21 protein-coding genes and 1 riboswitch are annotated in these 25,474 nt (G+C 33.2%); of the genes, 13 read left to right on the top strand and 8 right to left on the bottom strand.

All coding sequences use genetic code 11. The annotated features are described in order from the left end of the window. Window positions 1–5: 5 nt before the first annotated feature. Window positions 6–2,978, bottom strand: coding sequence for a SusC/RagA family TonB-linked outer membrane protein (locus OM075_RS04065; RefSeq protein ID WP_301189196.1), 2,973 nt, complete (start codon window positions 2,976–2,978; stop codon window positions 6–8). 434 nt (window positions 2,979–3,412) lie between these two features. Here OM075_RS04065 and OM075_RS04060 point away from each other — a divergent pair, with 434 nt between their 5' ends. The 4 genes from OM075_RS04060 (at window position 3,413) to OM075_RS04045 (ending at window position 9,440) form a co-directional block, all read left to right on the top strand. Continuing rightward, window positions 3,413–4,429 carry a LacI family DNA-binding transcriptional regulator gene (locus OM075_RS04060; protein WP_301189195.1) on the top strand — a complete coding sequence of 339 codons (1,017 nt, stop codon included), beginning with the start codon at window positions 3,413–3,415 and terminating at the stop codon, window positions 4,427–4,429. Window positions 4,430–4,990: 561 nt separating this feature from the next. Further along, window positions 4,991–6,388 carry an MFS transporter gene (locus tag OM075_RS04055; RefSeq protein ID WP_301189194.1) on the top strand — a complete coding sequence of 466 codons (1,398 nt, stop codon included), beginning with the start codon at window positions 4,991–4,993 and terminating at the stop codon, window positions 6,386–6,388. A 70-nt stretch (window positions 6,389–6,458) separates the two neighbouring features. Beyond that, on the top strand, window positions 6,459–7,115 hold the full coding sequence (gene pgmB / locus OM075_RS04050) for a beta-phosphoglucomutase (protein WP_301189193.1): 657 nt from the start codon (window positions 6,459–6,461) through the stop codon (window positions 7,113–7,115). Between the two features lie 18 nt (window positions 7,116–7,133). Beyond that, the gene (locus OM075_RS04045; protein WP_301189192.1) at window positions 7,134–9,440 is read left to right on the top strand and encodes a family 65 glycosyl hydrolase domain-containing protein; all 2,307 of its coding nucleotides are present in this window, start codon (window positions 7,134–7,136) and stop codon (window positions 9,438–9,440) included. A 207-nt stretch (window positions 9,441–9,647) separates the two neighbouring features. Here the strand turns inward: OM075_RS04045 and OM075_RS04040 are convergent, their stop codons facing one another. Next, a complete protein-coding gene (locus OM075_RS04040) occupies window positions 9,648–11,096 on the bottom strand; it encodes a sugar transferase (RefSeq protein ID WP_301189191.1) in 1,449 nt (482 codons plus the stop codon). Window positions 11,097–11,203: 107 nt separating this feature from the next. On the opposite strand from OM075_RS04040, the gene OM075_RS04035 reads away from it, so the two are divergent. Continuing rightward, window positions 11,204–11,863 (top strand): protein-L-isoaspartate(D-aspartate) O-methyltransferase, encoded by a 660-nt coding sequence (locus tag OM075_RS04035; RefSeq protein ID WP_301189190.1) that lies wholly within the window; start codon window positions 11,204–11,206, stop codon window positions 11,861–11,863. A 151-nt stretch (window positions 11,864–12,014) separates the two neighbouring features. Further along, window positions 12,015–12,653 carry an MBL fold metallo-hydrolase gene (locus OM075_RS04030; RefSeq protein WP_301189189.1) on the top strand — a complete coding sequence of 213 codons (639 nt, stop codon included), beginning with the start codon at window positions 12,015–12,017 and terminating at the stop codon, window positions 12,651–12,653. Window positions 12,654–12,713: 60 nt separating this feature from the next. Here the strand turns inward: OM075_RS04030 and cobT are convergent, their stop codons facing one another. The 6 genes from cobT to OM075_RS04000 all read right to left on the bottom strand — a co-directional run bounded on the left by cobT (window position 12,714) and on the right by OM075_RS04000 (window position 19,766). Continuing rightward, window positions 12,714–13,748 carry a nicotinate-nucleotide--dimethylbenzimidazole phosphoribosyltransferase gene (cobT, locus tag OM075_RS04025; RefSeq protein ID WP_301189188.1) on the bottom strand — a complete coding sequence of 345 codons (1,035 nt, stop codon included), beginning with the start codon at window positions 13,746–13,748 and terminating at the stop codon, window positions 12,714–12,716. 76 nt (window positions 13,749–13,824) lie between these two features. Beyond that, window positions 13,825–14,463: an outer membrane lipoprotein periplasmic chaperone LolA1 gene (gene lolA1 / locus OM075_RS04020; RefSeq protein ID WP_301189187.1), complete on the bottom strand. Its 639-nt coding sequence runs from the start codon at window positions 14,461–14,463 to the stop codon at window positions 13,825–13,827. 76 nt (window positions 14,464–14,539) lie between these two features. Further along, entirely contained in the window at window positions 14,540–17,002 is a 2,463-nt protein-coding gene (locus OM075_RS04015) for an FtsK/SpoIIIE family DNA translocase (RefSeq protein WP_301189186.1), read from the bottom strand. Window positions 17,003–17,117: 115 nt separating this feature from the next. Beyond that, window positions 17,118–17,822: a hypothetical protein gene (locus OM075_RS04010; protein ID WP_301189185.1), complete on the bottom strand. Its 705-nt coding sequence runs from the start codon at window positions 17,820–17,822 to the stop codon at window positions 17,118–17,120. Window positions 17,823–17,965: 143 nt separating this feature from the next. Then, complete coding sequence (gene ctlX / locus OM075_RS04005; RefSeq protein WP_301189184.1) at window positions 17,966–18,886, bottom strand: citrulline utilization hydrolase CtlX; 921 nt, start codon at window positions 18,884–18,886, stop codon at window positions 17,966–17,968. A gap of 229 nt (window positions 18,887–19,115) precedes the next feature. Then, the gene (locus OM075_RS04000; RefSeq protein WP_301189183.1) at window positions 19,116–19,766 is read right to left on the bottom strand and encodes a M50 family metallopeptidase; all 651 of its coding nucleotides are present in this window, start codon (window positions 19,764–19,766) and stop codon (window positions 19,116–19,118) included. 225 nt (window positions 19,767–19,991) lie between these two features. Between OM075_RS04000 and OM075_RS03995 the strand changes: the two genes are divergently transcribed. The 7 genes from OM075_RS03995 to cobU all read left to right on the top strand — a co-directional run bounded on the left by OM075_RS03995 (window position 19,992) and on the right by cobU (window position 24,875). Then, window positions 19,992–20,480: a hypothetical protein gene (locus OM075_RS03995; RefSeq protein ID WP_301189182.1), complete on the top strand. Its 489-nt coding sequence runs from the start codon at window positions 19,992–19,994 to the stop codon at window positions 20,478–20,480. 159 nt (window positions 20,481–20,639) lie between these two features. Continuing rightward, window positions 20,640–21,722 carry a carbohydrate-binding family 9-like protein gene (locus tag OM075_RS03990; protein WP_301189181.1) on the top strand — a complete coding sequence of 361 codons (1,083 nt, stop codon included), beginning with the start codon at window positions 20,640–20,642 and terminating at the stop codon, window positions 21,720–21,722. A gap of 83 nt (window positions 21,723–21,805) precedes the next feature. Then, window positions 21,806–22,008: riboswitch (cobalamin riboswitch) on the top strand. Window positions 22,009–22,122: 114 nt separating this feature from the next. Continuing rightward, a complete protein-coding gene (locus tag OM075_RS03985) occupies window positions 22,123–22,326 on the top strand; it encodes a cysteine-rich CWC family protein (protein ID WP_301189180.1) in 204 nt (67 codons plus the stop codon). A gap of 76 nt (window positions 22,327–22,402) precedes the next feature. Then, window positions 22,403–23,170, top strand: coding sequence for an adenosylcobinamide-GDP ribazoletransferase (locus OM075_RS03980; protein WP_301189179.1), 768 nt, complete (start codon window positions 22,403–22,405; stop codon window positions 23,168–23,170). A gap of 66 nt (window positions 23,171–23,236) precedes the next feature. Next, entirely contained in the window at window positions 23,237–23,641 is a 405-nt protein-coding gene (locus OM075_RS03975; protein WP_301189178.1) for a GxxExxY protein, read from the top strand. Between the two features lie 114 nt (window positions 23,642–23,755). After that, the gene (cobC, locus tag OM075_RS03970) at window positions 23,756–24,334 is read left to right on the top strand and encodes an alpha-ribazole phosphatase (RefSeq protein ID WP_301189177.1); all 579 of its coding nucleotides are present in this window, start codon (window positions 23,756–23,758) and stop codon (window positions 24,332–24,334) included. A 31-nt stretch (window positions 24,335–24,365) separates the two neighbouring features. Beyond that, window positions 24,366–24,875, top strand: coding sequence for a bifunctional adenosylcobinamide kinase/adenosylcobinamide-phosphate guanylyltransferase (cobU, locus tag OM075_RS03965; protein ID WP_301189176.1), 510 nt, complete (start codon window positions 24,366–24,368; stop codon window positions 24,873–24,875). Window positions 24,876–25,474 lie beyond the last annotated feature (599 nt).

The following is a 25,474-nucleotide window of genomic DNA, read 5'->3' as shown; positions in this document are numbered from 1 at the left end:
ATCAATTAAAAATTTACATTTAATCCAAACAAGAATGTTCTTGGTCTTGGATACACATCATTGTCAATTCCGCCATTAACTTCCGGATCTAATCCACTATAATCAGTTACTACCAATGCATTTTGAACAGTTGTATATGCTCTTACATTTAAATTAAACCCTAAAAGTGGTTTTAACATTTTAGTGAAATTATACCCCAATGTGATGTTATCAACTCTAAAGAATGAAGCATCTTCAAGGAAATAATCAGAATACTGTTGAGCTGTTTCAAATTTAGATTTATTGATTTCTGAAGGCATATTAGTTAAATACTCATTCACAGTCATTTCCTGGTAACGACCACCTACAATAACATTGTTGTAAATTTGTCCACCAATACCAATTCTACCATTAAAGCCAAAATCAAAATCTTTGTATTTCAAATTAGATGAAAATCCCATATTGTAATCCTGTGCAGGATCTTCAGCATAATACTTATCTGCGGTTGTAATCTGGCCATCTTTATTTCTATCTACATAAAGACCTTCAATAGGTTTACCGTTAGCGTTATAAACTTGCTCATACACATAGAAAGTATTCAAAGGATGCCCAACAGCGTTGATTTGAATAGTATTACCTACACCAACACCACTAATATCTCCGGTTTCAACTCCTCTGTAATCAGGATCATCATAATTTGTTAAACGGGTAATTTCATTGTTGTTATAAGCCAGGTTAAACCCAACTTCCCAGAACAAATCTTTCTTTTCTAAAACAACGGCATTGATTGAGAACTCAAATCCATTATTTTCCAAATCACCTACATTTGTTAACAGTCTGTCGGTAAAGTTTGTACCTGCTGGTACCGGAATCGTATTTAACAGATCTTCTGTTTTACGCTTATAAACATCAACTGTACCATAAATTCGGTTATTAAAGAATCCGTAATCCAAACCAACATTGTATGTAGTTGTTTTTTCCCATTGTAAACCAGCATCATATCCATCAGGTCTTATCAAAGTATAAAACTGATTTCCAAATTGATATTGTGTTCTTGAATCACTTAATCGATATGTTCCCATGTATGGATAGTCACCATTATTAAGTTCTTGCTGACCAGTAATACCATAACTTAAACGAACTTTAGCATTACTTACTACATCGATATTTTTAAGGAATGATTCTTCACTAACTCTCCAGGCTAATGCTGCAGAAGGGAATGTTCCCCATCTGTTATCTTTGTGAAATCTTGATGAACCATCCTGACGTAAAGTTGCAGTTAAAATATACTTATCTTTAAAGGTATAATTAGCTCTACCAAAAAATGAAACCAAGTAATTCTCTGTCTCATTTTTCGAATCCTCTATAGTTGTATTAAATCTATCAACCTCAAAAGCTGACGATTTTGACCAGAAATGTTGCCACTCATAACCTCCCATTACATTAATCTTACTATCTAATGTTGGAAGATCTTTGTTATAAGTAAGGTAGAAATCAAATAATTCATTCTTTTTCTCCTGAGTATAATCTCTTTTTACTCCTGATGAAGCTGTTTGTACCCATGCTGCATCCAAATCTGTAATTACATCACCATCACTATCAGAATAATCATAACCTAATTTCATACTAACTTTTAAGTCTGGTAAGAAATGTAATTTATAATCTGCCTGGAAGTCTGCAATAATTCTGGAAACATCAGAAAGATCTTCTTTTTGTTGTAATTGTGCAACCGGGTTACGTGTTCCATTCACGTTTCTTGAACCATCGCTCATTAACCAGGTTGTGTATCCTCCATAAATTCCGGTATTGTTAAAAACAGATTGAGTAGGATCATAACGAAGTGCGCTTCCTATAGCTCCTTTATCTGCAAATCTATTATCAATTGCCATATACTTGGCTCCCAAATTGATTGTTAGATGATCATCAAAAAGACTTGGGTTAATATTTAAAGTTCCTGTAGTTCTTTGCATTTCTGAAGTTTGCAAAATTCCATTTTGATCAGTGTAACCAGCAGAAACTCTAAATGGAATATTTTTAAATGAACCACCAATTCCAATATTATGCTCATGTCCTGTAGCATCTCTGTAAATTTCATCTTGCCAGTCTGTTGAAGCACTACCTAACAAATCAGGATTTACAGAAGAATTATTAACGGCTCTTTCATTTACTAAAGCTCTATATTGATCTGCACTCAAAACATCTATAGTCTCTTTAATTTTACCAATTGAAAACTTAGAGTCGTAAGTAACTTTTATTTTTTGTCCGGCTTTACCTTTTTTTGTTGTAATAAGAATTACACCGTTAGAAGCACGAGATCCGTAAATTGCAGTTGCTGATGCATCTTTTAATACGGTAAATGTTTCAATATCATTAGGGTTTAATGAGCTCAACACATTACTCATACCGTCAATACCTCTGTTATCCAATGGCATTCCATCAATTACAATCAGTGGATCATTACTTGCCGACATAGATGAGCCTCCACGAATTCTGATAGTAGAAGCAGAACCTGGAGCACCACCATCACTTACAATCTGTACTCCGGCAATCTTACCCACGATAAGATCTTGCGGTGATGTAGTTGAACCCTGGTTAAAGTCATCTGATTTTACAGTAAAAACAGATCCGGTGGCATCTTCTTTTCTTACTTGTCCATAACCAACAACAACAACCTCATCCATACCGATTACATCTGGTTGCAAAGCAACATCTAATTTTTCTTGTGCTGTAATTACTATTTCTTGAGTGGTGTACCCTATGAAAGAAAAAATAAGCGCATCGCCTGATTTAGCAGTTAATGTATAATTACCATCGGGAGTGGTAATAGTACCTGATGTAGTATTTTTTATGGCTACTGTTACTCCTGGTAAAACATCTCCAGTACTAGCGTCGGTAACAACACCAGTAATTGTCATTTCCTGAGCCGAAAGGCTGCTTGTTATTAACAACAAACCAGCCAGCAAGAGAAAGACTTTGTTTAAACTAAATGATTGAATCATAAAACTAAAGATTTAACAGTTATAAAACTTGTTTAATTTTCTTAAATTAATTTTTTGGGATTTTATTAAGATTTTCATTTTAAATAACAACTCACACCTTACTGTGCAGTCATTTTACTTTTTAATGGACATTACAAATCTATATAAAAAACCTACATGATTTATACATTTCTTAACACTAACAAATCAAATGTTGACATTTTTTAACGCAAACGTTTGCGGAGACGTTTGCGAGGTCGTTTGCAATAATTACATATGTTGTAAAACATATTTCTAAATTCGTTTTATAGAATATTTTACCTGCAAATCCATTTATTTCACGACTAAAAAACGTCATTTTTATAAAGATTTTACAGATATTGTGCATTTTTTAAGGTGGTTGTAGTATCTTTAAACTTCAACCTATTACACACGACAAAGTACTTTTTAATCATATGGCTCAGCACCAAATTACTATCAAGGATATTGCAAAAATGCTTGGCATTTCAGCCTCTACTGTTTCAAGAGCCCTTAAGGATCATCCGGATATTAGTCCAAAAACAAAAAGGATGGTTCAGGCATTTGCCAGTAAGGTTAATTATCGCCCCAATGCTTTAGCATTAAATCTTAGGCGAAGTAAAACAAACACAATAGGGGTTATTATCCCGGAATTGGTACACCATTTCTTTTCCTCCGTTATTTCTGGTATTGAAAAGGTAGCTTATGCTGCCGGTTATAATGTTATGATTTGCCAGTCAAATGAGGATTACAACAGAGAAGTTATTGATGCGCAGGCTTTATTAGACAATAGAGTGGATGGAATTTTAATGTCGCTTAGTAAAACAACGTTACAATTTGATCACATACAGAACTTGATTGATCATGGCGTTCCAGTTGTTTTTTTCGATAGAGCACCTGAGGAAATAGATGCAGATAAAGTTTTTATCGATGATTTTATGGGTGCTAAAATTGCAACCCATCATTTAATTGCAACAGGTTGCAGAAACATACTTCACTTATCTGCTCCAACACATTTATTAATTGGGCAACGTAGAAGAGACGGTTACATCAAGGCTCTTGAAGAAAATGGAATTCCATACAATCCTGATTTTGTAATTAAATGTGATACCAGAGATGATGTATTTGCCAACGCAGGCAAAATTTTACAAATGGCCAATCAAATAGATGGAATATTTGCAGTAAATGATTCAACGGCAATTGCAGCCATGCAAGTATTAATGAAAAATGACATTCGTATCCCGGAACATATTTCGGTGATTGGTTTTGGTGATGGACCAAATGCAACCATTGCATATCCGCCATTATCAACGGTAGAACAAAAAGGAACTGAAATTGGTAAAGAAGCCATCCAATTGTTACTCAATCAAATTGAAAATAAAGACGAGAGCTACAATACCACCACTAAAATTATCACTCCGGTTTTACGTATCAGAGAATCGACTATGATGTAATATATATTACATCATAGAAGTTTTCATCTCACAAAATTTCCTGCTACTAACAAAGAGAGTTCATTTATTTGAACAAACATCCTGTGTTTTTGCAAACGGTTGCAGAAAACCTCACCAAATTATTTTTTACTTTTTTTATTTTTATTCAATAATTATCGCAAACGGTTGCAAAAAGGAAAAAACACTCAAATCTTCATGACGACAAGGTTTTAACTGATTCGTCAATTTGTTTTATGCATATATAATATTGTATCTTTGTTTTCGGATTTTATAAGGACAACATTTTATTTAATACTCCCCTAAAGAAATTCTCTTTTTTGAGAATGCATTTCACGCTACTTATTTTGGACAAATGAGTATTTGGGTTTTATATATTTATTCAACCCATGTATTCAAAAAAAATAAACATTAGATTGTATTTAATTGTATTAGAGTTAAGCAATTAAATAATTATATCAATAATATTTATTTTATGAAACAGGCCATAATTAATTACTATCAAACAAGAAAATAATTATTCTGGCAAGTAGCATATGACAAATAAAAAACAAATTACAGTATATGAAAAAGATGCCTCATCTTTCCTTTTGGCAAATCTGGAATGTTAGTTTTGGATTTCTGGGAATTCAAATGGGTTTTGCCTTGCAAAGTGCAAATGTCAGTAGGATCTTATCAAATTTAGGAGCCGACTTACATGCTTTACCATTATTTTGGATTGCTGCTCCATTAATGGGATTAATTGTTCAGCCCATTGTTGGATCTGCCAGTGATAGAACATGGAACAGACTCGGAAGACGCAGTCCTTATATATTAGGTGGTGCTATAATAGCTGCTCTGGCAATGTTTTTAATGCCCAATGCATCAATTGTAGTTTCATTTATGCCAGTATTACTATTTGGCTTATTGATGTTTGCATTAATGGATGGATCGTTTAACATCACCATGCAACCATTTAGGGCATTAGTTGCAGATATGACACCTGCAGAACAACGAAACATTGGCTACTCTACACAAAGTTTTTTAATTAATGCTGGTGCTGTTCTTGGCTCTATACTTCCATTTGTATTAACAAATCTACTTAATATTTCAAATACAGCACCAGAAGGTCAAGTTCCTCCTTCTGTAATTTGGTCTTTTTATATAGGAGGAAGTGCGCTATTACTTTCAGTAATCTGGACTGTTTTTAAAACAAAAGAATATCCTCCGGAAGAATATGCTGAATACAAAGGCATTGATACAAAAGCTGAAGTGGATCCAAAATACAAAGGATTTGTCGGATTTTTCAGACTATTAAAAATCACTCCTAAAACCATGTTACAACTAGCTATTGTACAATTTTTTAGCTGGTTTGCAATGTACATCATGTGGGTTTATACAACTCCTGCAGTTTCTCAACATGTTTGGGGTTGCGAAATTGGAGATAGTTCGTCTCAGGCTGCACAAGATGCTGGTGATTGGATTGGTATTTTATTTGCCGGATATTCCTTATTTGCTGCTTTATTTTCAGTGATTATGAGTCGGTTAGCGAATAAAATCGGAAGAAAAACTGTTTATGGTTTCGCTTTATTCATTGGTGGTATTGCATACACTTCGATGTACTTATTTAAAGGTGGAGATATGATGCATGTTAACCTGTTGTTCACTCAGGTTGATGTCCCATCCAGTGCTTTATTATGGATGCTTCCTATGATTGGAGTGGGTATTGCCTGGGCAGCTATTCTGGCCATGCCTTATGCCATCTTATCAGAATCTATTCCTGCTGACAAAATGGGTGTTTTTATGGGAATCTTCAATTTTACAATTGCAGGTCCTCAAATCATAAGTGGGTTGGTTGCTGGTTCTTTATTGAAATACTTCTATGACGGTCAGGCCATTTATATGCTCGTTCTCGCTGGAATAAGTATGATTCTTGGAGCTTTATCAGTAACACTTGTTAAACCCCAAAAATCTAATCCTTAAAAATATCAATAGAAAATGATCTTTTGGATTTTAAATGATCAATATAAAATAACAACTAATTAAAACTAAAATGGGTAAAATAAAAGCATGTCTTTTTGATTTAGATGGAGTTATTGTTGATACAGCCAAGTATCATTATATAGCATGGAAAGAGCTGGCCAACCAAATGGGATTTGATTTTACGCTGGAAGATAATGAAAGACTAAAAGGTGTAAGTAGAATGACTTCTTTAGATATTCTATTATCCATTGGTAATGTGGAAAAAAGTGAAGAAGAAAAGCTTGAGTTAGCCACAAAAAAGAACGAAAACTATCTATCATATATACTAAAAATGGGACCTGAAGAAATTCTCCCGGGTACAAAAGAATTTTTAGAATCATTAAACAAAGAAGGAATTAAAATTGCCTTAGGATCTGCAAGTAAAAATGCGATGACAATTCTTGACCGTTTAGAGTTGACATCATACTTTGAAGCTATTATTGACGGAACAAAAGTGTCAAAGGCAAAACCAGATCCCGAAGTATTTTTAAAAGGAGCTGAAGCTTTAAATGTTTCACCAGATGAATGTGTTGTTTTTGAAGATGCAGAAGCAGGTATTGAAGCAGCAATTGCTGGTGGTATGAAATGTGTTGGTATTGGTAGTCCTGATATTTTAAAGAAAGCAAATTTTGTTGTTGACGGATTACACAAAATGAATATCACCATGCTTAAAAGTCTTAGTAGCTAAAACTTAAACAACGACATTATGAAGAAATATCTTAAATATGATGAATGGTGCATCATTGAAGAAGGCTTTAATCCGGCTAATCATCAAGCATCAGAGAGTATTTTCAGTATTGGAAATGGTAAAATGGGTCAACGAGCCAACTTTGAAGAAAAATATTCCGGAGAAAGCTTGCAAGGCAGCTATGTTGCAGGTGTTTATTACCCGGACAAAACTCGTGTTGGATGGTGGAAGAATGGATATCCTGAATATTTTGCAAAAGTTTTAAACTCTCCAAACTGGATTGGAATCAATGTAACCATCGATGGTTTTGAACTTGACTTATATAAGTGTAAAGTAGATAACTTTACGCGTACCTTAAATATGAAAGAAGGTTTCTTGTTAAGAGAATTTGAAGCCACTTTAGAAAATGATAAAAAGATTTCTGTAAAGGCTAAACGTTTTGTTTCAATGGCTGATACAGAAAACGGAGCAATAAGATATAGTATTACTCCAATCAACTTTAGCGGAAAAATTAGTTTCACACCTTATATAGATGGTGACATTGAGAATGAAGATTCCAACTATGATGAAAAATTCTGGAATATTCTTGATGTACAAGCTGAAGATGGTTCTGCATACCTGGAATCTCAAACAAAAAAATCAGATTTCAGATGTGGTTTTGCAATGAAGTATATTGTAAAACTAAATGAAAAAGTAGTTAAACCTAATGCCGAGGTAATACAACTTAACAAGTGGGTTGGTAATCAGATTGAAATTGAAGTAAAAGAAGGTGAAACAGCTTGCATTGAAAAATTTGCAGGAGTTACCTCATCGTTGAACTATGCCACTGACGCATTAAAAAGTCAGGCTGAAGAATTGGCTTCATTTGCATGCCATAAAGGTTTTGATAAATTATTTGAAGATCATAAACAAAAATGGTCTGAAAAATGGATTCATAGTGATATTAAAATCAAAGGAGATATTGCGGCTCAACAAGCCATACGTTTTAATATATTCCATTTAAATCAAACCTATACAGGTGAAGATGAAAGACTAAATGTTGGTCCTAAAGGTTTTACCGGCGAAAAATATGGCGGCACAACATATTGGGATACAGAGGCATATTGTATACCCTTCTTTTTAATGACATCACCATCACAAGTAACCCGACAACTGTTAATCTACAGATATAAGCACTTACCAAGAGCCATTGAAAATGCAGAAAAACTTGGATTTAAAAATGGTGCAGCGCTATATCCAATGGTTACTGCCAATGGAGAGGAATGTCACAATGAATGGGAAATTACCTTTGAAGAAATTCACAGAAACGGAGCTATTGCTTTTGCCATTCACAATTACATCCGACACACAGGAGACAAGAAATATCTTGAAGAGTATGGTTTAGAAGTATTAGTTGGAATATCCAGATTCTGGAGCCAGAGAGTAACATTTTCTGAAGCCAGAAAAAAATATGTAATGCTTGGTGTTACCGGTCCTAATGAATACGAAAACAACATTAACAACAACTGGTATACTAATAAAATGGCAACCTGGTGTTTAAAATATACCAAGGAGTCTATAGATTACGTTAAAGCCGAAAATCCTGAAAGATATGAGGAATTAAAAGCTATTATGAATTTCAACGAAGAAGAAACTGTTCGTTGGATGGATATAGTAGACAACATGCATTTTCCATATAACGAGGAGCTAAAAGTGTTTATGCAGCAAGATGGCTTTATGGATAAGGAGCAAATGATGGCTGATGATCTTGATCCTGCAGAGCGTCCTATTAATCAGCATTGGTCATGGGACAGAATTCTTCGCTCAAACTTCATCAAACAAGCAGACACATTGCAAGGCATGTATGTTTTAGAAGAACAATTTACAGAAGAAGAAATTCGTAGAAACTTTGATTTTTACGAACCCAGAACTGTTCATGAATCATCACTTTCTCCATGTGTGCACTCTGTTCTTGCTTCAAAAATTGGAAAAATTGAAAAAGCATATGAAATGTATCTTCGTACTTCAAGATTAGATCTTGATGATTACAATGCTGAAGTTCACGAAGGACTTCACATTACAAGTATGGCAGGTACATGGATGGCTATTGTTGAAGGTTTTGGCGGTAAACGTGCGTACGACGAAAAGCTTTATTTAAATCCTGTTATCCCGGAACAATGGGAAGAATATGCATTCAGGATTAGATTTAAAGGAAAAGACCTTGAGGTTAGAGTAAATGAAAACGAAATTGAAATTATTTCTCACGCCTCTTTACCTGTTGAGTTATTTGTTTACGATAAACCGGTTACAGTAGAAGAAAATAAGTCTATTACTATTTCCCGATAATATAAAACCCCTGTTTAAATTATTAAGCAGGGGTTTTTATTATATTTCTTTTTTTCTTTTAATTGATATATTTGGAACTCACCGAAAAAACAATCATCCTCGTTTGTGCTAACTCTTTATCATGGCTCGTTTCATATCTATATTATTCATAACTCAAGAATAATCAGAGACATAAAAAAATCTAATGATTCATATTGTTAGTGTCTTTTACTTCCCATCTCCTTTAAATATGGAGCGAAAAGTATATAGTAATATTTTTAAATCCACCACAAGGGTTCTGTTTTCAAGATAAATAATATCATATTGTAGTCGTTGAATCATTTCCTCAACATTTTCAGCATAACCGAACTTAACCATACCCCAGGAAGTTATTCCTGGTTTTACACTAAACACCTGGTCATAATGCGGTGCCTGGGTTAAAATTTGATCAATAAAAAAACGTCTTTCCGGTCGAGGACCAACTAACGACATATCTCCCATAATCACATTAAAAAACTGAGGTAGTTCATCCAAATGCCACTTTCTTAAATACTTTCCCAAAGAAGTAATTCTGGGGTCATTTTTTGATGACAATGCAGGTCCGTCTTTTTCTGCATCAACATACATCGACCTATATTTATAAAGCATAAATGGTTTCTTATTCTTGCCAATTCTAATCTGTCTGTAAAATATAGCACCTGGAGAAGAGAACTTAACCAAAACTGCCAAAAGAATAAAGAGCGGAGAGAATAAAATAATTACCAATAGAGAAAAACTTACATCAATAACTCTTTTTAAAACAACTTGCCAAATTGGTAATCTGTTATTAACAATGGTGATATATGGTAAAAACTCCAAATTTGTAGTACTTATTTTACGCTCTATAACTTCGTTTAAATTGGCCGACAAACGAATAAAACAGTCCTTAACCTTTAATGTATTAATTACTCGGTTAATTGTTCTTGCATGATTATTCTTTAAAACAATTAATGCATCATCAAATGAAACTGCTTTTATAATTTTAGGCAGCTGAGAAAGCGTTCCAAGGTGAGGCATGTACATTGATAAATCTTCTCCATCATTACCTTCTGATATATAACCAACATATCTAAACCCACTTTTTGATAAAGATGAATAGTATTCCTTGGCTAATTCCAAAGCTTTTGCACTATTCCCTATTAATATTCCATAGTAACCAACCTGTCCATTTTGCATTTGAAATTGAAAATACCTTATCAACACCATTCTAAATACAAATACAAATCCCCAAACAATAAAAAAGTACTGAATCGACATTTGCAGATAAACATCCTGAATATTAAAGCAATTCTCACCAATTAAAAAGTAAAAAACAAGTAAGGTAACTATAAAAGAAGTGAATAGCGTTGGCCCTATAATCTGCATTCCTGAACGACGAGCTAAATTATGGTAATTCCCGGCTAAATAGAATGCAAATAACCAAAACAAAACAATCCCACTCAAAAATATTACCGGGGATAAATTAATCAGAAACGGATCACTAAACAGTTTTTCCACTTCAGTTTTTATATATGTATACTTCCCAATAAAAATCAGATGACTTAAAATAAGAGCCAATATATCCGACAATAGATGTCGCATCACAATTCGTCTTCCGCTTATTCTTTTAGGAGTTTTATCAACAACCTTATTTCCCATACCATAATCTCTAGTTTATTCAAAAACGAACAACTACTCCTTTTATTATAAGATAAGATATTTTTTTATAAAAAAATACGACCTAATGATTCATTAACACTATTTTTATGACCACATTAAAACTAAGTATGGATACATTAAGACACAAAGGTCTTCGAAATAGATTAGTGCAGGAGATAGCTGGTAAAGGGATTTCAAACCCTAAAGTATTGCAAGCCATAGGAAATGTTCCCAGACATATGTTCTTTGAAAGCAGTTTTATCAAATTTGCCTATCAGGACAAAGCCTTTCCAATAGGAGCTGGTCAAACAATTTCTCAACCATTTACAGTTGCTTTTCAAACTCAGTTACTTAATATTAAAAAGGGTGATAAAATTCTGGAAGTAGGAACCGGATCAGGGTATCAGGCTGCTGTATTGGTAGAAATGGGAGCAAAAGTTTTTTCAATAGAACGTCAGCGAGAACTATATATTAAAAGCAGCCATTTATTGCCACAAATGGGTTACCAGCTAAGTTTCTTTTTGGGCGATGGCTACAAAGGCTTACCTCAATTTCAACCTTTTGATGGAATTATTATTACAGCAGGTGCTCCTTCAATTCCAGAGGAGTTATTAACACAGTTGGCAATTGGTGGCGTAATGGTTATTCCTGTTGGTAGAAAAGTACAAACCATGATTCGTGTAACCAGAGAATCTGAAACAGAATTTAGTCAGGAAGAATTTGGACGATTTGAATTTGTTCCTATGCTGAAAGGTGTTGTGAAATAGATACACTTTTTTATTACACTTAATTACATAAATATTTGTTCAACAATTTTATACGGCTTAGTTTTTCATAGTCCTAAAATAATTTTACTTTTAAACACCTCATCTTAAATTAACGATGAGAAAACATTGACACCCAATAAATACAAGAAATATGCTTAAAGTACACACCTTAATTTATAGTCCCTGGCAAGAGAATACATATGTTGTGTCTGCAGAAAACGGAGATTGTATTATTATTGATCCCGGCTGCCTAACGGCTGAAGAACAGCAGCATTTAGTTAACTTTATTTCAAGTAACAATCTAAATCCCACTAAATTATTAAATACCCACTTGCATTTAGATCATGTGTTCGGAAACCGATTTGTTTGCGAAAGGTACAACCTGGGAGCTGAAGCTCATAAAGACGATGAATTCTGGATTGAGCAGACAGTACCTTATGCAGCTCAAATGGGTATGCAACTTGAACAAAATCCTCCGGCACTAAAAGGTTATCTGGAACATAATCAGGAAATTGAATTTGGAGGTTCTGTTATTAAAGTACTCCACATTCCCGGACATTCACCTGGTGGCATTGCTCTTTACTGTGAAAAAGAAGGCTTTGTAATTGCGGGTGATGTACTTTTTAGAGAAAGCGTTGGAAGAGCTGATTTACCGGGAGGTGATTTTGACACACTAATCAATGGTATTAAAACTCATTTATTAACGCTACCTAAAGAAACCATAGTGTATTCGGGACATGGACCCACTACTACTATTGAACATGAAAGTAAGCACAATATGTTCTTCTAAAAAACAAAAGGAAATCTCAGCACATCAGAGATTTCCTTTTTTTCTATATTAGATCTTTTGTTATTCCCTATCAGAGACCCCGGCATCTTCAAAACTACTCATCTCATTGAAAAAATTTACCGCACTTTGTATTATTGGAAAAGCGACTGCACTTCCTGTACCTTCCCCTAACCTCATTTGAATATCTAATATTGGTTCTGCGCCAATACAATCAAGCATTAACTGATGTCCTTTTTCCTGTGATTTATGAGAGAATATACAATAATCTAAAACTCTATTATCGATATAATAAGCTGCAAGAAGCGCTGATGTCACAATAAAACCATCAACCATAATTACCATTTTAAGTTCTGCTGCTTTTAGCATTGCACCAACTATGGATGCAATCTCAAATCCCCCAAAGGTTTCTAATATTTCATATGGAGCGTTGATTGGGCCGTGTAATTTAATGGCCTCATCAATTACTTTCGCTTTTTTTAATATACCATCTTCATCCAAACCAGTTCCTGCTCCGGCAGCTTCAATACCTGTGGTTCCGGTATAAGCACATAATAATGCTGCTGCAGAAGTTGTATTTCCAATACCCATTTCACCAAATCCAATTATATTGGTTCCTGAAGCATTCAAATCACTAACTATATTAGCACCATTTGCCAGAGCTTGTTCACATTGAACTGGTGTCATCGCTTTTTCTTTGGCAAAGTTACAAGTCCCTTTTGCTATTTTTATATCGATTAAACTTGTATTCTTTTCAAAGTCAAAATCAACACCGGTATCAGCCAATAAGAGTTTTATATTATTTTGTTTTGTAAAAACATTAATGGCAGCTCCTTGTCCCAGGAAATTCATAACCATTTGATAGGTCACTTCTTTGGGGAATGGACTAATCCCTTCTTCTGTAACACCATGATCCCCTGCACATACTATGATTGCCGGATTTGATAATTCCGGATGTAAAGTATTCTGAATCTCTGCTATTTGCCGGGCTATTTTCTCCAATTTCCCAAGAGATCCAACAGGTTTTGTTTTTGTATTTATTTTACGAACTATTTGTTCGGTTAAATCAGTTTGTACCGATTGAATATTAAATTGCATATATTGTATTATTAGCATTAAAAAAAGGCGCAATGAATAATCATTACGCCTTAAAAATTATTTGTATTTTCTTATTTTATCTCATATCGATAACATCAACATCCGGATTTGCTTCCTTATCAAAAACAAACATTGAATCATTCATCGGTGTATTAATCTGCATATTTTTTACTTTAATGGTATAGTTATTACCATCCTTACCAACTTGCTTGATTGTTGCTATTTTCAGATTATCTTTTACAATCTCCAGACTAATTTTTGAATAAGGTTTATCCCTGTTTATCGGAAATAAATCAATACCGTAAACAACTACCCCATCAACAGTTTTTTCACCCAAATAAGCATATTTAAACCCTGTTTGATAGATAGTAAAAATAGATGCCGGATTTAAAGTTTCTTCATCTTCAGGATCAGGCTCATCAACATTTACTTCTTCTTCATCAATCATATGAGTCCAAAGTGTTTTCCCATCAAAATAAGTATCTACATGCATTAAATTTGCCTTATACTTATCTCCTTTTATAGAAATGGTTCCTTCATATACCTCGTTAATTTCTTCCTGCAAATTTTCCATAGCAAACGAAAAGTCTGCTTTAATGGTATTATAAGTCTTGGTTTTAGCTGTAACCTTATCTAAAATTTCAACTGCCTTTTCATTTGTTTGCGCAATAAGAAATCCGGGAATTAGTGCTATTAACAATAAAATCTTCTTCATATTTCTGTTCTTAATATTCTGAGTTTGCGTTATTATACCTAAGTTATCTGTTCAAGTTTCAAAAACAATACCAAAATTATAGTCCCCTTAAAATATGCTCTAAAGAGGCCTCATCCGGAACCAATACCTGACGGGCTTTACTACCTTCAAATGGACCTACAATCCCAGCTGCTTCAAGCTGATCAATAATTCTACCGGCTCTGTTGTAACCAATTGAAAATCTACGCTGAATTAACGATGTGGATCCGGACTGATTAGCCACCACAACTTTTGCAGCTTCCTCAAAAATCGAATCTTTATTACTCATATCCACTTCACCGGGTTCACTTCCTGAAGATTCGCCAACATATTCAGGTAACAACATGGCACTTGGATACCCTTTTTGAGAACCAATAAAATCATTAATTCTTTCAACTTCCGGAGTATCAACAAAAGCACATTGAACCCTTACCAGGTCACTACCCTGAGATATTAGCATATCACCTCTACCAATCAACTGGTTGGCTCCCGGAGAATCCAGAATAGTTCGGGAGTCAATCATCGATGCCACTTTAAACGCCACCCTGGTTGGGAAGTTTGCTTTAATAACACCTGTAATAATATTGGTTGAAGGTCGCTGAGTTGCTACAATCATATGAATACCAACGGCCCTTGCCAACTGAGCTATACGAGCAATTGGCATTTCAACCTCTTTACCTGCAGTCATAATTAAATCGGCAAACTCATCAATTACAACAACAATATAAGGTAAGAAACGATGACCATTTTCAGGATTCAGTGATCGCTTTACAAACTTATGATTGTACTCTTTGATATTACGTGCATGCGCTTTTTTCAGTAAATCATACCTCGAATCCATTTCTATAGTTAATGAATTGAGTGTATTCACCACCTTTTGAACATCAGTAATAATAGCCTCATCATCATCATCCGGTAACTTAGCCAGGAAGTGGCGCTCAATTTTGCTATAAATATTTAATTCAACCTTTTTAGGATCGACCAAAACAAATTTTAATTGCGATGGATGCTTTTTATATAACAGTGAGGTAATGATAGCATTTAATCCTACTGATTTACCCTGACCTGTTGCTCCTGCAACCAACATATGCGGAGCCTTAGCCAAATCAATAACAAAGGTTTCGTTTGATATGGTTTTTCCAAGGGCAATTGGTAATTCAAATTTAGTAGTCTGAAATTTCTTGGCTGAAATAATTGTTTTCATCGAAACAACCTCAGGTTCACTGTTCGGAACTTCAATACCAATGGTTCCTTTTCCCGGAATAGGTGCAATAATTCTGATACCCAAAGCAGCTAACGACAAAGCAATATCATCTTCCAGATTTTTAATTTTTGAAATACGAACTCCTGGTGCCGGTACAATTTCATATAATGTTACAGTGGGTCCTACTGTTGCCTTAATACTCTTAATTTCAATTTTATAATCAATAAGCGTATTAACAATTTTATCCTTATTAGAATTCAGCTCAGCATCGGTAACAGGTTCATTACCCGCATGATGGGCCTCTAACAAATCTATTGTTGGCAACTGATAACTTGATAAATCCAGCGTTGGATCATAATCGCCTAAAGGAACATTGTCATTCACAACAAAGTTTTCTTCTTCCTGTACCTTTTCTATGGTAAATCCATCTTCCTCAGTTTTAATATCAGAACCGGCATTATCTGTAATATCTAACTCTACTCCTATTTTATTTTCAACATCTAACTTTGGAGTCTCAATTTGTTTTACAATAAACTGCTCCTCCTCTTCCTCAATCTGTTCCCTGACTTCTATTACAGGTTCTTCCTGAGGTGCTTGTTCTTCTATCTTTTCTTCAATATAGTCCTCCTTAACAAGTAATGACTGATCATGATACTGCTCAGTTTCCTCTTTTTTAGGTTCCGTATCGTTTGAAACTTTACCAACAAAAGCTTTCCGAACAAAAGGAATAAACTGATCAAAAGTAAAAGTAAGGTATGAGATCAGTGAAAAGATAAGTATTAATATCAACCCAACATTTCCAATGGCAGACAAGAGCCATTTACTTAAAAAGTACCCCATATCACCACCAGGTAAAAGGTATTGTGAATTTATGGCACTTTTAAATATATATCCCAATAAAACAGAGAAATAAACACCTATACAAAACGAGTGTATTATTGTTTTACGAAATGATAACAGCTTGATATTTATTAATCTGCATGCGCCAATAAAAATGGCAAAAACAATAACAAAAGCAGAAAGCCCGATTCCGGAATTAATAAATAAATCTGCAAAATAAGCACCTATTTTACCTGTCCAGTTTGCAACATTAATATCCGAATTTGTAATAAATTCAAAAAAGTTAATATTGAATTTACTATGATCTATTCCTCCTGTAAAAATAAAGGATATAAAGGCTATAAATAAAAATATGGCATATACGATCAGAAACAAACCACTAAAGATCCTGACCCGAAAGTCGCTTAGTCTTTTAATTAGGTCTGATATGATATTTGTACTATTCTTTGATTTAGATTTTTTTGTTTTTCCTGCCATTGTAAATATTTTGTTAATCACTCGCAATTGCACAGGCAAAAGTAATAAATGCTCTACCCATTTCTATACAAATTGATAATTCTTTTGAAATGAAAACGAGATATACGTAAGAATATTATTGAAAGGTATTTATTAAAGTATTTACCATAGCTACTACCTCATCACGATTACTTAAAACCGCATTTTTAGGTATCTTAAAGTTATTCAATGCTGGTTTTTCATCTAAAAAATCCTTTGCTTTCAAATGTAGTTTTAAGCCATTGTATTCTACTGTAAATTCCATTAAAACACCAGGAATCACTTTTAAAGGAGTATGTCGGTTAGGTTCTAGGATATGAATTTCATCGGTATAATAAACATCAAATGGTTCATGACCTTCAAACTTAATGTTTGCCTTTGAACATTTAAAACCTGCAATATCTTTAGTTACATCAGGTTCGTATGTTACTATCACCTTGGCATCATTATCATATAAAAAGAAATGATCATTTATAGCAATAGGATAATACATGTTTTTATCCATAAAACTGAATAAAACATCACACGAATCAGTTGGACTTTCTGAAACAAAACTTAAGGAAAAAACATTAAAACTAGCCTTTAGCTCATGCTTTATTCTATTTTTATTAAATGAATACAACCACTTATCAGGCATCATATTAGATACAGAAGAGGTTTTCATTTCATTGAGATAATCAATATGAAACACAATGGTTCCATGATCAACTACCCCTCCGTTTTTCCTCTTAATCCCACAGCCATTAAACAATATTGTTATCAGAAAAATAGCTGTAAAATATATTACTGATGCAGTCCTCAATTGTAAGAATATCTAATTATTTAAATATCCTCAAAAATAGAAATTAATATCCTATCCAACCTTATTGTTGGTTTAGTTAAAATTAAGTTTGGTCAAAAATATGGCATTGGCATATGCTTACCAATGAAGAAATCAAAGTAATACTATGCAGGTTGAAGAAAAATCTCAGAAATCATGCATCGTGCACTTCCTCCTCCTATTTTCTCAATAGTATCAACCTGAACTGGTAATGTATTACAGTAATGCTCAATGGATTCCTTTTGATCATCTGTCAGCACATTATATGCGCTCTGCGACATCACCAAAAATTCTTGTCCTTGCTCATTTTTAACAGACAGCATATTTCCGGCAAATTGATAAACCTGATCAAAGGTAATATCAACAATTTCATGACCTGTTTCTTCTAAATGCTGAATCACTAATTCTCTTTCTTCTTCATTTGGAATGCTTTCCAAACAAACTACAGCAAACTGTTCACTGACACACATCATCACATTTGTGTGATATATTTCTTTCCCATCTTTATCTGTTGAAATAAAATATACAGGTTTATACTCCAATATTTCACAGATTTCTTTAAATACGTCCAAATCTGTACGTGGAGAAAGACATGCATAGGCAATTTTATGCGTATGATCAAAAATAATACTTCCTGTACCTTCACAAAATTTGCCTTCCTGCTCATATTTAGATAAGTCAACAACCTTATTTACTTTATAGTTGGTCTTAAAAAAATCGATCACATCAGCTCTTTTCTCCAATCTTCTATTTGGTGCCGCCATTGGGTACAGTATTATTGTTCCATCTGCATGAAACGAACCCCAGTTATTTGGGAATATAGCATCTGGCTTAACAGGAGAAGCAGTGTCTTCAATAACTGTAACATTTACACCCACACCTTGTAATTTAGCCACATAGGCATCAAATTCGGAAAGAACTTTTTCCTTAATCTCCTTTTGATTCAGGTCTATATTATTTTGAAATGCATTTGAAGTTGCAGTTTCTGTATTGAAACCAAAATTTTCTGGTCGTACTAAAAATATATGATCTGTTGACTGTTTCATGCGTTTATGCTTTATTTTTTATCTCATGAACTTGCAAAAAAATTGCGTTCTTTTGTTTGTAGAACATTTTAATTACTTAGTTCACAACTCTTTTATTAATTGGATTGAAGCTGCAAAAATAAAGTTATAATCCACTAAAAAATCTGATCTTTGTTATGTTACCCAATTACAACCAAATTTTATTATAACGAGATTAATCATCACCAACCAGATGAAGAAAACAAGATGTTTATTTTTTTAATCTCAGGGAGTACTTTAAATTTCTCCAGGTAATATATATCACAATTGCCAACCATAGTATGGACCAAAAGTATTGTGGTAAAACAGGTATAATTTTAGAGAACTTAGCAATATCAGATGATGGCCCAACATTATAATCATTAATAATAAAAATAATAGAAGCCGTTCCTGTAACAATTAAAAAATTAGCTATGGTAGCTTTTGACTTTTTACTTACCCAAATTGCTACTGCTGAAAATAATATTAAAAGTAAAGAAGTAAATATTGAACTATACCAAATAACAGCACTTGCAACAAATACACAAACCATAACATACATGGCTACTACAGCAGATTTAGGTTTCTTTAATCCGATATGCAACAATAGATTTCCGAACAATGCGCTACCTATATAACCACCCATTAAAACTAACGGAGCATAACCACCGGCTGTAACAGCATAGCCTGCACCATTAGGTTGAATCCTTACTTCATAAACACTACCTCCGGTTAATACAGCAAAGATAGAATGACCCAACTCATGTAAAAAAGTAACAAATAAATTAACAGGTAAAGCAATGTACATTCCATATGGAACATAATTTACAAGTACCCAGTACAACAGAGCGGTTATTAGGATTAAAAATAATTTTTTACGCATTATAAATTATTGATTTGATTAACGCTAATTACTATACTTCAACACCTTTTCTCTTGATGCCTACACATTAAAAAATAACATATTCAATAAGTTACCAATCAAAAACTAACCTTACCATTAGTTTTGATCTGCCCAAAATATAGCCATACAATATAAGAAAAATATTTATGGCAGTATTCTATAATTTTTTCGTAAACTTTGTGTGATTCTATTAATACAAATGCAATGGCTATAAAAACAAGTACGATTCATCAAATAAAAAAAGAACTGGAAATACTTCCAAGAGAGTTATTAATTGATCACTGTTTACGCATAGCCAAATACAAAATAGAAAATAAAGAGCTGCTTCATTATCTTCTATTCGAATCTATTGATGAAGAAAATTACGTTAGTGAAGTAAAAGCCGAAATCAAAGAAGGTTTTAAAGGAATAAATAAGTCTAAATTTATCTATGTTAAAAAAGGTATTCGAAAAATTCTGAAGTTAACAACTAAATATATTAAGCATTCAGGAAAAAAAGAGACTGAAATAGAACTACTGATTTCCTTTTGCAAAGAAATGCAAAATCTTAAAGTTCCACTTAGACGAAGTACAGTTATGAAAAACCTCTACGAAAGACAACTTCTGAACATAGAAAAAGCATTAACAAAACTTCATGATGATATTCGTATTGATTATGAAGATGATATTGAAATCATCAAAAAAGGATTATAAAAATCCACAACTTTAGTATGACTAATTCACTTGTTCCACATTCAAATTTCCTCCTATATTTCTTGAATTAATCTTTGTTTAGATGTAAATTGTATATACTATACTTTACACCTTATGCTCAGGTCATTCTTAATATATATTATCATTAGCTCTTATTTTTTGCTACTCGTAGCATCATGTAAAAATGCATCTGATGATGTACTATCCGAAACAAATGAATTTGGTTTACCTTATAAGCCTTATATATACAAACCTACAACATACCCATTAGGCCATTTTAAAAAGGCTCCTGTTATAGATGGCATAAACACACAAAACGAATGGGATCATACACCATGGAGTTCAATGTTTGTTTCATCAATTAGCGGAAAACCAGAAAATAAAAGTCATGAAACCGCCTTTAAAATGGGCATTTATAATGATACAATATATTTACTGGCTAAAATAAACGAAGATCAGATATGGGCACTAGATTCTAAACGCAATGATGAATATTTTAAGGATAACTTTTTTGAGATATTGATTGATTGTGATAATGATGAGTATGACTACTTAAATATAAAAACCAATGCCCTTGGTATTATAAAAGGCGAATTAAATCAATACGAACAAAATTCCATAAGCAATAAGAACATACCAATTAATCAATTAAAAATCAAATGTGCAACTTACATTCAGGGTACGGTTAACAAACCAAATGATACGGATCAATATTGGCAATTAGAAATTGGTATTCCTGTAAATTTAAAAACTGATGATACGGACAATATTGATAAAAATGGACATTGGAAAATGAACTTCGTTCGGTCGCATTGGCCGTATGTAGTTATTGATGGCGCATACAAAAAAATAATTAACTCAGATACTGGTAAACTTTATAATGGCGAACAATTTATATGGGCGTATATGTTTGATAATCCAATTACAAAACTTGAATTATGGGGCGAGGTATATGTAAACAACACGAACTATAACAACAACATATTAACCAAAGAACAAAGAATTAAATGGGAGTTAAGAAATATATTTTATGCTCAAAAATTACATTTTGAAAAACACAATCGTTTTGCCAATAAAATTGCAGGTTTAAAAGATATTGGATTTAATCGTTCGGCATTGCAATACAAAGCCAATATAAAAGCAACAAAAAAACATTTTATTATTAGTATTAAAGATGATCATAAAAAAGAGAGCTGGCACATCGATGATCTGGGCTCAATTAGTCATGAAATTTTAAAGTAAGAACCTCTATTTTGAACAACAAACATTCCTCTATACAGATGTTTTAGATCATCTGTTCATATTTCTGCATCAAATAAATTAATTATATTTTTGCACCATCTGGTGTTTCTTAATTCAATTGAATTAAGAAATGAAAAGGGAATGCTGTGTAAATCAGCAACAGTACCCGCTGCTGTGAATTCCAATGATTAGGTTTTGATATTTAAACACCACTGTTTTTTCTAAAAATGGGAAGGCATCAAAATCAGGAATAAGTCAGAAGACCTGCCAGTGATTGTTAAAATCAATGCTTTCGGGAATAAAAGCAAAGTTATCTTGATTTAAGAAACTTAATCTTTTATTGGTATTGGTGAGTTTACTCAATTACGGGTAAGTTTGTATGATTCAAAACCATTTCAAAATGATTAAAAAATGCGGAAGATGTAATCAGGAGTTCAATTGCAGACATGATGACATCTTTGAGTGCCATTGCATTCATGTACCTATCTCGCAAAAAGCTCAGAAGTATTTAAAAGAAAATTACAAAGATTGCCTTTGTAATAAATGCATGAAGGAGATTGCCCAACAATTTTCAGAAAACAATCCACAAGCATCAACATCATAGCTTATAGAAAATCTACAACCCACTATGCCTAACCTATTATTTATTAATAGTATTCAATCAACAATTTAAATTATACATGCGTCAGCTTAGACTTTTTTTTACAGCCTTGATGTTTTTAACCAGAATACCAGCGCCTAAATGGGTGGGATATTCAAGTGATAACATAAACAAATGTAATCGATATTTCCCATTAGTTGGATTAATTATTGGTGGCATTGGAGCTTTAACTTATTACATAGCGTCCTTTGTTTTTCCAATCTATATCGCTGTTTTACTTTCTATGGTTGCAACAATCATACTTACAGGAGCATTTCATGAAGATGGTTTTGCGGATACCTGCGATGGTTTTGGTGGCGGCTGGACCACAGAAAAGATATTAATAATAATGAAGGACTCCAGAGTTGGTGCTTATGGAATGATTGGAACCATATTAATCTTATTGATGAAATTTGCATCGATCTCATCAATACCCAATGCACTGATAATTCCTGCAATCATTTGTGGACATTCTGTAAGTAGAATGTTTGCGGTTACAACAATGTTTACATTACCCTATGTTAGAGAAGATGAAACAAGTAAATCAAAACCGGTAACAAAAAATCTCCATGTATTAGATTTGTGGATTGCCATAATTATTGGATTAGCATCCTTACTTCTTTTTCAAAGCTGGATTATTTATACGTCAATAATACCTTTACTTATCACTAAAATTTGGCTCGATAAGTATTTTAAAAAATGGATTGGAGGTTATGTAGGTGACTGCCTGGGAGCTGTGCAGCAGGTTACAGAAGTTGTTTTTTATTTAAGCATCATAGCAATGAGCAAAATAATTACTTTAATTTAGAATATTTTATTTACCACCAAGACTCTAAGACTCTAAGTAATTTACATCCTATAAAAATCTATAACTATGAGTAACTTTAATAATCATATTGAAATACCTGATGAAATTAACACAATTGGCAAGAGAATTGTCAACTGTGCATATAAAGTACACTCAAAACTTGGTCCAGGCCTACTTGAAGTTGTATATGAGAAATGTCTTTATCATGAATTAAAGAAAAACGGTTTAAGTATTAATCAACAAGTTAATATTCCAATTATATATGATGATTTAATTATCAAAGATGCATTAAGAATTGACTTATTAGTTGAAAATTGTATAATTATTGAACTCAAAGCAGTTGAAACAGTTTTACCTGTTCATGAAGCTCAAATTATAAGTTATTTAAAATTAACAGAAAACAGACTTGGATATTTGATTAATTTTAATGTTCTTCTAATTAAAAATGGAATTAAACGCTTTATAAATTGATTTTTAATTATTCACCGCTGACAATCTAATCTTATGATTTAAGCATCAATTAAAAACCTTGGAGTCTTGGAGCCTTAGTGGTTAAAATTCCCAATTATTTATAGTGGTAAAATAATGAAACAATTTTATATAATACGGCATACAACACCTAATATTGATCAGGGAATTTGCTATGGAATTTCAGATCTGGATATTAACAAGAACTTTGAAAATGAAGCAACAGATATAAAAACGGCGCTAAATAATATTAATCCCGATTTTGTTTTATCAAGTCCTCTGCAACGCTGCAATAAACTAGCTCAGTTTCTATTTCCGGAAAAGACTATCAAATACAATGACAATCTCAAAGAATTAGATTTTGGTAATTGGGAGATGAAAAAATGGGCAGATATTGATCCCAATGAGATGCATGTTTGGTCTGAAGACATATTAAATCAATCTCCTCACAAGGGTGAATCTTTTGGTCAGTTCTACAACAGAACCATTGAATATTTTAACCAACTTGAAAATAACACTCCTGATAATACAACAACAGCAATTGTTTCTCACTCCGGAGTGATCAGATGTTTATTAATGAAGTTTCTTGAGATCCCTTACCATAAAATATTCTCATGGCAACTGGATTACGGAGCTGTGGTTAAAATAAGTGTTTACAACCACGATTATTCACAAGTAAAAATCCTTAAAGGATAATTTTAGCAACAAATTTTACAATCATTTATTAATGACTAAAATAACTTTTATTACAGGCGGGCAACGATCAGGTAAAAGCTCTTTTGCTCAGGATATGGCTTTAGAAAACAGTTCAAAACCAGTATACCTGGCCACTTCACGCATATGGGACGAAGAACACAAAAAGCGAATTGAAAGACACAAAGCTGATCGCGATGAAAGATGGGAAAATATAGAAGAAGAAAAATTCATTTCACAACATAACTTCAGTAATAAAGTGGTGTTAATGGACTGCGTTACACTCTGGCTTACCAACTTTTATTTTGACAATAACAGTGATATTGAAAAATCATTAATTGAAGCTAAGAATGAATTTGAAGCCTTAATTAAACAGGATGCACATTATATCATTGTTACTAATGAAATAGGCCTGGGAGGTATGCCGGAGAACGAAATTCAACGAAAATTTACGGACCTTCAAGGTTGGATGAACCAACACATAGCCAGTCTGGCGGATGAAGTCTATTTTATGGTTAGTGGTATTCCTATGAAGGTAAAATAGGAGTAGTAAAGTACATTTTATAAAAAAGTTTACTTGTTGTTTTCTGCAACTATATCTACAACAAATAAGCAAATAAAAAATAACAGTATTTTTACAGTTATTTTTCACCTTCACAACACTCTACTATTCAATAATATAGAAAATTAGCAATATTTTTACTTGAATGAAATACAGTAAAAAACACCCAATTATTCTGAAAAATGCCAAAATCAAGGATAATTATTCCAGAAAAGGCTAAAATGGACAATAATTATTCAAAAAAAGGACATTTCAGAGTCATTTAGGATACGGGTTCGGGGCGCGTTCGGGTAGCGTTCGGGTGGCATAGGGTTCTGCTCGGATTGGGTTCGGGTTGGCATAGGTATATAGTACCCGAACAAAAGCCTAATACAAGCCAAGCACAATCCTCATCTTTCACAATACTGAAACAAAGCTGAACTAAAACTAATTTACAAACACTGTTCTTACACGACTTATTCTATTCATAAAAAAGAAAGGGCAGACCCAAACGGATCTGCCCCACTCACACAACTAAACCTTTAATCTATGTGTCCCACCACGGAGTAGTTGTTATAATTATTAATATTCATCTTCAGGAA

This window comes from Plebeiibacterium sediminum (assembly GCF_026013605.1).
GTDB classification, from domain to species: domain Bacteria; phylum Bacteroidota; class Bacteroidia; order Bacteroidales; family Marinilabiliaceae; genus Saccharicrinis; species Saccharicrinis sediminus.
The sequence above is the reverse complement of the archived record's forward strand: the minus strand, read 5'-3'. Positions and strand labels throughout refer to the sequence as shown.

Bases quoted from the DNA above. Each gene is read 5' to 3' on its own strand.
- cobU (WP_301189176.1), top strand. From the start codon at position 24,366: ATGACTAAAATAACTTTTATTACAGGCGGGCAACGATCAGGTAAAAGC.
- OM075_RS04035 (WP_301189190.1), top strand. From the start codon at position 11,204: ATGACCACATTAAAACTAAGTATGGATACATTAAGACACAAAGGTCTT.
- lolA1 (WP_301189187.1), bottom strand. From the start codon at position 14,463: ATGAAGAAGATTTTATTGTTAATAGCACTAATTCCCGGATTTCTTATT.
- OM075_RS04065 (WP_301189196.1), bottom strand. From the start codon at position 2,978: ATGATTCAATCATTTAGTTTAAACAAAGTCTTTCTCTTGCTGGCTGGT.
- OM075_RS04030 (WP_301189189.1), top strand. From the start codon at position 12,015: ATGCTTAAAGTACACACCTTAATTTATAGTCCCTGGCAAGAGAATACA.
- OM075_RS04015 (WP_301189186.1), bottom strand. From the start codon at position 17,002: ATGGCAGGAAAAACAAAAAAATCTAAATCAAAGAATAGTACAAATATC.
- OM075_RS03995 (WP_301189182.1), top strand. From the start codon at position 19,992: ATGGCTATAAAAACAAGTACGATTCATCAAATAAAAAAAGAACTGGAA.
- OM075_RS04045 (WP_301189192.1), top strand. From the start codon at position 7,134: ATGAAGAAATATCTTAAATATGATGAATGGTGCATCATTGAAGAAGGC.
- OM075_RS03975 (WP_301189178.1), top strand. From the start codon at position 23,237: ATGAGTAACTTTAATAATCATATTGAAATACCTGATGAAATTAACACA.
- pgmB (WP_301189193.1), top strand. From the start codon at position 6,459: ATGGGTAAAATAAAAGCATGTCTTTTTGATTTAGATGGAGTTATTGTT.
- OM075_RS04000 (WP_301189183.1), bottom strand. From the start codon at position 19,766: ATGCGTAAAAAATTATTTTTAATCCTAATAACCGCTCTGTTGTACTGG.
- cobT (WP_301189188.1), bottom strand. From the start codon at position 13,748: ATGCAATTTAATATTCAATCGGTACAAACTGATTTAACCGAACAAATA.
- OM075_RS04040 (WP_301189191.1), bottom strand. From the start codon at position 11,096: ATGGGAAATAAGGTTGTTGATAAAACTCCTAAAAGAATAAGCGGAAGA.
- cobC (WP_301189177.1), top strand. From the start codon at position 23,756: ATGAAACAATTTTATATAATACGGCATACAACACCTAATATTGATCAG.
- OM075_RS03980 (WP_301189179.1), top strand. From the start codon at position 22,403: ATGCGTCAGCTTAGACTTTTTTTTACAGCCTTGATGTTTTTAACCAGA.
- ctlX (WP_301189184.1), bottom strand. From the start codon at position 18,886: ATGAAACAGTCAACAGATCATATATTTTTAGTACGACCAGAAAATTTT.
- OM075_RS04060 (WP_301189195.1), top strand. From the start codon at position 3,413: ATGGCTCAGCACCAAATTACTATCAAGGATATTGCAAAAATGCTTGGC.
- OM075_RS03985 (WP_301189180.1), top strand. From the start codon at position 22,123: ATGATTAAAAAATGCGGAAGATGTAATCAGGAGTTCAATTGCAGACAT.
- OM075_RS04055 (WP_301189194.1), top strand. From the start codon at position 4,991: ATGAAAAAGATGCCTCATCTTTCCTTTTGGCAAATCTGGAATGTTAGT.